The sequence below is a fragment of the Myxococcus sp. AM009 genome, from assembly GCF_013372605.1.
In the GTDB taxonomy this organism is placed as follows: domain Bacteria; phylum Myxococcota; class Myxococcia; order Myxococcales; family Myxococcaceae; genus Myxococcus; species Myxococcus vastator.
In genome coordinates this window covers 1-7,726 of record NZ_JABXEP010000246.1, presented here as the reverse complement: position 1 = coordinate 7,726, position 7,726 = coordinate 1, and the positions used below count along the sequence as shown (strand labels likewise).

5 protein-coding genes are annotated in these 7,726 nt (G+C 72.7%); all 5 read right to left on the bottom strand.

The features are described 5' to 3' along the window. Nucleotides 1-2: 2 nt before the first annotated feature. Nucleotides 3-1,283, bottom strand: a complete 1,281-nt coding sequence (locus HV824_RS33795; RefSeq protein WP_176425106.1) for a DUF4350 domain-containing protein — start codon at nt 1,281-1,283, stop codon at nt 3-5. Next, complete coding sequence (locus HV824_RS33790) at nt 1,276-3,189, bottom strand: DUF4129 domain-containing protein (RefSeq protein ID WP_176420671.1); 1,914 nt, start codon at nt 3,187-3,189, stop codon at nt 1,276-1,278. The genes HV824_RS33795 and HV824_RS33790 overlap by 8 nt, the downstream gene beginning before the upstream one ends. Nucleotides 3,190-3,192: 3 nt before the next feature. Then, nucleotides 3,193-3,462, bottom strand: coding sequence for a hypothetical protein (locus HV824_RS33785; protein ID WP_176420670.1), 270 nt, complete (start codon nt 3,460-3,462; stop codon nt 3,193-3,195). Nucleotides 3,463-3,514: 52 nt separating this feature from the next. After that, the gene (gene rho / locus HV824_RS33780) at nt 3,515-5,056 is read right to left on the bottom strand and encodes a transcription termination factor Rho (protein WP_176420669.1); all 1,542 of its coding nucleotides are present in this window, start codon (nt 5,054-5,056) and stop codon (nt 3,515-3,517) included. A gap of 266 nt (nt 5,057-5,322) precedes the next feature. Continuing rightward, nucleotides 5,323-7,726, bottom strand: a 2,404-nt coding sequence (gene sppA / locus HV824_RS33775; protein WP_176425105.1) for a signal peptide peptidase SppA, incomplete at its 5' end; no start/stop codon positions are given.

Sequence of the window (7,726 nt, the reverse complement as noted above, 5' to 3'; positions counted from 1 at the left end):
GTTCATGTCGTTTCGGGAGGGCTGGGCCGGGCGCCGCCGGCGGAATGAAGGCGTTGTCGCAGCCGCGCCGCGCGCTCGGCGAGCTGCTGGAGGTCCGTGTCGCGCGTCACCGCGCGGCTGTCCGTGGTGAGCGCCTCGAGCCCCTGGGCCAGGTCCGCGCGGCCACGCTCGCGCAGCCCGTGAGCCACCGCGTCCGCGGACGCGTGCGCGGGCAGGCCCGCGTGCAGGGCCAGGTCCTGGGTGAGGCCCCGGAGGATGAGCTGGGCGGAGAAGCCGTGGTGCCGGCCCTCGCGGTACAGCCGGCCCATGGCGAAGAGCGCGTCGGTGGCGCCCACGCGCGAGGACTCGGGCGGGGGCCGCGGGCGGCCGAAGCGCTTGAGCGACACCGACCACAGCGCCACGCCGAGCAGCAGCTGCAACACGGCGAAGTGCAGGCCGTAGCGGCGCGCGAAGTCCACCACCGAGCGCTCGTTGGTGAAGCCGTGGTGGAACTCGTCGAACTCGATGGGGCCGGGGCCCATCGACGCCAGGGTGCTGAGCCAGAACTGCGCGTTGTCCGCGCGCGCCAGCGCCTGGTTCATGGCCAGCTCCGGGGCGCCCACCACCAGCACGCGGCCCTGGCCGTAGGGCACCACCGCCGCCACGAACATGCCCAGCCGCTCATCCTCCAGGACGGGGACGGCCGTCTCGGGCAGCTCCAGGTAGGCCTGGACCTTCGCCTCCACGCGCTCCACGCCCAGCGTGTACGGCGTGGGCTGGGGTGGCACCAGCGTGCGCATGGGCAGGGTGGTGTCCGCCTTGAAGAGCTTCACGTTCAAGGCGCGCAGCACCGGGTTCTCCCGCGAGCCCCACGGCACGTAGATGGCGCTGCCGCCCTCGCGCACGTGCGTCAGCAGCTGCTCGGTTTCATCGTCGTCCAGCGCGGCCGCGCGGAAGGCGTTGAAGCCGGTGCGGGGGACGTGCTCGTCGTCCAGGCCCGCGTCGGGCTCGGCGGCCAGCGCCGTCTGGTCCGGGTCGTCCTCGTAGGCGCCGGACACCTCCACCGCCAGCAGCACCGGCGTCCCCAGTCCGGACACGATGCGCAGGTCCGCCATGCGGCGCGTCACCGGCAGCTCGCTCTCCTGGGCCAACAGGTACAGGGCCCGCGCGCCGTCCTCCTGCGCGCGGTACGTGGACAGCGTGTCCGCGAACGCGTTGCGCCGGGCGCCTCGGACCAGGAAGGTGGTCAGCACCGCGGTGAGCAGCAGGCCCCCCACCACCAGCAATGGGAAGCGGTCACGCACCGGCCACCTCCGGGCGCGCCGGCGCGGCCAGCAGGGGCTCGGTGAGCGCGCGGAACTCGCGGTAGCCGTCCACGCCCACCGGCAGGTTGCCGTACCAGGCGAAGTCGAAGCGCCGCGTCAGCTCGCGGAAGGGGGCCTTCCATTCCGCGCGGCCCCGGAATTGAGACAGGTAGTCCCAGTTGCTCAGCGTCTCGTCGTAGAGGATGGCGCCGTCGCGGTGGAGCCGGGACAGCAGCGCCAGGTAGAGGCTGCGCACCGCCTCGCGGTAGGCGCCCCGCGCGGCCAGCTCGTCCGCCAGGTGGGCCCAGCCCTCGGGAGGCCGGGACAGCGCGTGGTGGGCGTCCCCCGCCAGCGTGGACGCGTCCATCGTGGACACCTGCACGCCGTCGGCGCCCGCGCGGCGCTTGTCGCGGTTCAGCGCCCGCAGCAGCACCACGCCCAGCACCGCGAGGGTGAGCGTCACCAGCACCACCACCAGCACGTTGGCCACGCTGACGCCGCTGAGGACAGGTGGGGCCGTCTCCTGTCGCGCCTCCACCGGGTCCCGCTCGAACCACTTCTTCAGCAGCTCCCCCAGCCAGTCGATGAAGCGCCGCCACCAGCCTGGAGGCTCGCTGGGGGCCGTGGGCTCCGGGGCGTCCTTCTCCGCCTTCGGCGCGGCCTCCGCGAACTCGGGCCGGGACAGGATGTCCTTCGCCCGCGCGGCGGCGGCACGCGCGTCCGCCCGGGCCTGGGCGTCCACGGTGGCGCCCAGCGTGGTGAGTCCCTGCGTCAACGTGGCGCGGGCCTTGTCGCAGTCCTCCTCGTCGAAGGCCTGCCGCTCCACGCGGCGCACGAAGCGGTCCAGCTTCACGGCCTCGCCGGGCCCCAGGGACTCCAGGGGCGCGTACAGGCCCGCGGCGTCCTCCGCCGTCGCAGCCTCACACGCCTCCGCGACCTCGCCCAGCCGCCGCAGCGCCTCGGTGGAGGCCAGGGGCCGCGCGGCCTCGGTGTCCTGGGCCTGGGCCTGGGCCTGGGCCGGCGTCAGCAGCCCCAGGCCCAGCACCACCGCCAGCATCGCCGCGCCGCGCGTCGCGCCCGGCGGGGGCAGGGGGCGCCCCAACTCCCGGGAAGGGAGCTGCTGGACGCTGGCCAGCAGGTCGAGCCCTTCCTGGCGCACGCGCCCGTCCACCAGCAGCAGCGTGGCCGTCGCGGCGCGCACCGGCTCGAAGAGGGCGAACGTCGTCACCGCGAGGAAGAGCAGCCACTGGCCGTTGTCCAGCGAGGCGTAGCGCTCCGCGAACGTCAGGTCCACGCCCACCAGCTTGCGGCCCAGCAGTAGCAGGAAGTTGAAGGCGATGTGCAGGTTGAAGAAGGCCAGCACCTGCACGGACATGAGGATGCGGACCCACATCGCCGTGCCGCGCGCCGGGCCCAGCAGCCGTGAGCACGTGTCGTAGAGCTTCAGCGGACCGCCGCGCCCCTGCATCACCGCCGCGTAGCCCACCCCGTGGGACTGCAGCAGGAGGTAGCCGAAGCCTCCCGTCACCATCACCACCAGCGTGTTGAGTCCCAGCAGGTACGCCACGGCGATGAAGAGCGCGGGCATCCGGCCCAGCGCCGCCTTGAGCGAGGCCCCCGCGGAAGGCTCGCCCTGGGTGCCCAGCAGCAGCTCCTGCACGTAATGGCACGTCGCGCCCTGGCCCAGGCCCCGGAGGAACCACGCCAGCGTCAGCAGCAGCGAGGGCACCACGAGCGGCCAGCCCATGCGCACCGACTCCGCCAGGTACAATACGGCGGCCACCACGGCCGCGCCGCCGGGCAGGGTGAGGGCCCAGACGCCCGCGTTGCGGGTACACAGGCGCAGCGCGGCGTCCATCAGGGCCACCGCGTTGCGCGGGCGGAGTTCGAGCGCGGAGACGGCCATGGGTCAGCTCGCCGCCGCTTGGGCTATCAGGAGGACTCCGCCCCAGACGAGCGCCAGGCTCATCAGGGCCAGCACCACGTTGCCCGCCGACCATTCGCGCCGCTCACCCGGGCCCTCCAGCGCCTTGAGGCGCTGGGCCAGGCAGTTGGCGCAGCGGTTGATGCCCTCGAACTGCGTGGTGCACTCCCGGCAGATGACGCGCCGGCACTCCACGCAGACGCCGAGGCCGGCGCGCTCCGGGTGGTAGTGGCAGCGGCCCGAGCCTTGAATCATGCCGCCACCTTAACGCACACCCGGGCCCGCCGTACCACTCCCGAAGCGGGGACTACAGCTCGTCGAGGAACTCGTCGTTGTACGTGTAGCGGGACAGCCGCTTCACGAGCGCCTCCATGGCCTCCACCGGCTTCACGGAGAAGAGCATCTGCCGCAGCTTCTTCACCTTCTCGTACTCGCGCAGGGTGAAGAGCTTCTCCTCCTTGCGCGTGCCGGACTGGGCGATGTTGACGGCGGGGAAGACGCGCTTCTCCGCCAGGAGCCGGTCCAGGGTGACTTCGGAGTTACCCGTTCCCTTGAACTCCTCGAAGATGACCTCGTCCATGCGGCTGCCGGTGTCGATGAGCGCCGTGCCGATGATGGTCAGCGAGCCGGCCTCCTCCGTCGCGCGGGCGGCGCCGAAGATGCGCTTGGGGCGCTCCAGGGCGCGGCTGTCCACGCCGCCGGACATGGTGCGGCCGGAGTTGTCCACCTCCTTGTTGAAGGCGCGGGCCAGCCGCGTAATCGAATCCAGGAGGATGACCACGTCCTTGCCCGACTCCACCAGCCGGCGCGCGCGCTCCAGGGCCAGCTCCGCCACCTTGAGGTGGTCCGCGGTGGGGCGGTCGGAGCTGGAGGCCAGCACCTCCGCCTTGATGCTCCGCCGCATGTCCGTCACTTCCTCCGGACGCTCGTCGATGAGCACCACCATGACGTGGCACTCCGGGTGGTTGGAGAGGACGGCCTGGGCGATGCGCTGGAGCATGATGGTCTTCCCCGTCTTGGGCGGGGCGACGATGAGCGCGCGCTGTCCCTTGCCAATGGGCGAGATGAGGTCCAGCACCCGCGTCACCATCTCCTTGTGACCGCTCTCCAGCTTGAGCCGCTCGGTGGGGTCCACCGACGTCAGGTCCGCGAAGTGCGGCAGCCGCGGCGCGCCCTCGAGCGGCCGGCCGTCCACCGTGTCCACCTTCTGGATGACGCCCTTGTGGCCCCGCATCTGCGCGAAGGCGGTGATGTACTGGCCCTGCCGCAGCCGCAGCTTCTGGACCAGGTTCTTGGGCAGCTCCGGGTCGTCCGGCGCCGCCAGCAGGCTGCGCTTGAGCTGACGCAGGAAGGCGTTGGGGCCCTTGGCCTCCGTGTCCAGCACGCCCTCCACCGGCGACAGGTTCGCCTGCTGCGAGGCCTGCTGGCCGCCGCCCCCGTGCTGCGCGTGGCGCGCGTGCTGCTGGCCCCCGCCGCCGTGCGCCGGCTGCGGTTGTTGCTGTTGCTGTTGTTGCTGCGCCTGCCGCTGGCGGTGCTGCTCCAGCTCCTGCGGCGTCAGGAAGACCTGGACCTGCTGCCCGTCCGCTCCCGGCTGCATCCGGTAGGCCTGGCCGTCCGGGGTGAAGAGGACCTGCGCGCCACGGCGACGGCGCCGACGGCGGCGGCGGCGGCCGGTGGCCTGCCCGGGGGCGCCGCCCTGTGCGCCACCCGCGCTGGAATCACCGTCATCAGGCCCCTCGTCGTCGCCCTCGTCGCCACCGTCGTCGTCCGGCTCGGGCGGCGCCACGGCGCGGGCGGCGGGAACAGGGGGGGCATCACGTGGGTCGCGGTTATCGGGGTTTTCGCTCATGAAAGTTCCAGACTGTGTGCGCCCCGGGCGGCCGCTCCAGGAGGAGGGCGGGGACGCAAGGTGACTCAGGCCGTGGGACAGGAAGCGGACGCGGGGCCCTGGTGACAAGCAAGCCGAACCGCCGGTTCCTGGAGCACCCTGGCGGCCCAAAGCCGTCCGAGGTGCAGGGGTAACAGTAACAGAGGCCGGGGACGGCGCCGCCGCTTTTTTCGCGAGGTGTCGTCCGCCCGACCCCTCCTTGCCGAATCAGGGCCGCCGCCAGGGCCTCAGCGGACGGTTATCTGGAAGGGCACCATCGCCTTCACGCCCGGCTGGAGCAACAGCAGGTTCAGCCCCGCCGAGCGGGCCAGCGCCCGCAGGGACTCGGGCAGGACGGGCTCTTGCGCGGGCAGCAGGGACAGCGCCGCGCGCACCCCGGGCTCACCGCCCAGCGCGGAGAGGAAGCCCCGGGCCTCGCCCATCACCACCAGGTCCAGCTCCTCGTCCGGAGGGACTCCGGCCCGCAGCCGCGCGGAGTCCACCGCCTCCATCAGCCCGCCCAGCTTGTCCACCAGGCCGCGAGCGAGCGCGTCCTGGCCGCTCCACACCCGGCCGCGGGCGACCTCGTCCACCTTGGCCTTGTCCAGCTTCCGCCGCAGCGCCACCTGGGTGATGAAGCTGTCGTAGGACGCGTCCGCCCACGCCTGGGCCGCCTCCTGCTCCTCCGGCGTCCAGGGGCGCCACACGTCCAGGATGTCCGCCAGCGGCGCGCGGGTCAGGCTCTCCTGGTGCACGCCCAGCATCCCGCCCAGCAGGCCCTCGAAGGCGGGCTTGATGTAGAAGACGCCGATGCTGCCCGTCAGGGTGGTGGGCAGGGCGAACACCTCGTGCGCGCCAATGGCGGCGTAGTAGCCGCCGGACGCGGCCATGTCCCCCATGGAGGCGATGACGGGCTTGTGTCTGGCCGCCTCCAGCACGGCTTCGTACATCAGGTGTGACGCCAGCACCTCGCCGCCGCCCGAGTCCACGCGCACGACGATGGCCGCCACGCTCGGGTCCGACTGCGCCTGCTCCAGCGCGCGCATCACCGTCTCCGCGCCCGCGAGGCGGCTGAAGCCCAGCGGGTCCTCGCGGCTGCGTCCGCCGATGATGTCGCCCAGCACCGGCACCACGGCGATGCGGCGCCGGCGGGCCCAGCGGCCATCGCGCTCGTCGCGCGGCGCGTACGTGGTGCTGAAGCGTCCGCCCGGCACCAACTCCGCCACCTTCTTGTCCAGCTCCGTCGAGGAGATGATGCCGTCCATCAACCCCAGCTCCACCGCGCGCTTCGGGTGGGGCAGGCCCAGGGCCCACAGCGCGCGCAGCCGCTCCACGGGCACCTTGCGGCCTTCCTGCACGGCCTTCTCGTAGACGGCCACCTCCGTGTCCAGGTAGGCGTTCGTGGACTCCAGGGCGGCGTCGCTGGGCTCGGTGCGGGTGAGCTGCTCCGGGGCCGTCTTGAAGCGGCCCACCCGCGCCACGTCCCAGTGCACGCCCAGCTTCTCCATCGTCCCGCCGTACGCCTGGAGGTGCACGGCCAGGCCGTTGATGTAGAGAATCGACTCCTGCAGCGCGTAGATGCGGTCCGCCGCCGACGCGACGAAGTAGCCCAGGTCGTCCGTGGACAGCACCACCGCCATCACCCGCTTGCCGGACGCGCGCAGCCGCAGCAGCGCCTGGCGCAGCTCCTCCGCCTTGCCCCAGCTCACCCCGGGCAGGCTCTCCAGCTTCACCACCACGCCGGCCAGCCGGTCGTCCTGGGTGGCCAGATCCAGCCACCGCGTCAGCCGCAGGTACGGGTCCGCCTCGCTGACGCCCAGCCAGGAGAGGACGGGGCTGGTGCCGCCGCTCAAGGCATCATTCAAGTCCAGCAGCGTCACCACGCCGGCGCGCGGCGCGATGGAGCGGTACGTCTCCGACGACAGGCGCACCGCCACCAGGTGGTCCAGCCCCGCGTTCGTCCCGCCCGCCGCGTAGGTGAGGCCCAGGTGCGAGGTGTCCACCGTGGCCGCCACCTGGAGCGCGATGGGCACCCCGGAGGTGAAGCCGTGGGACATGCCCGCGCCCAGGCGGAGGCCCGGAACCACCTCCGCGTTGAGGGTGTACGTCGCCTGGCCCTGGCGGAACGCGCCTTCGGAGAAGCGCCAGTCCACGCCCAGCGTGTAGCGCTCATCCAGCGGGCGCACGCCCAGGCCCAGGTTGTATTGCCGCTTCAGCGCCAGCGTGGCCTCGGTGGGGGCGTTGACGTCGCGCACTACCGCCCCCAGCGACAGCGCCCGCAGGGGTCGCGCCGTGAGGCCCACGTCGAAGGTGTCGAGCGCGTCGATGTCCCGGTTGGACGAACCATAGGCGTGCCACGAGGCGCCCAGCTGCAGCGTGCGCGTGCCCAGGGAGAGGCCCAGCGACGTGCGGCGGTAGTCCGGCTCCGCCCGGCCACGAATCCACTCCATGGCGCCGCCCAGGCCCATGCCGAGCAGGCGCGTGGCCAGGAAGACGCCGTCTCCCAGGCCGTCATGCACGAGGTTTCGCTCGTGCAGGTAGAAGAGCTGGCTGCCTTCGACGAAGCCCAGGCCCGCGGGGTTGAGCGACAGGGCAGTGGCTTCGTCCACCAGCGCGGCGCCCGTGGGCGGCAGCGTCAGCCCCCGGGAGGGC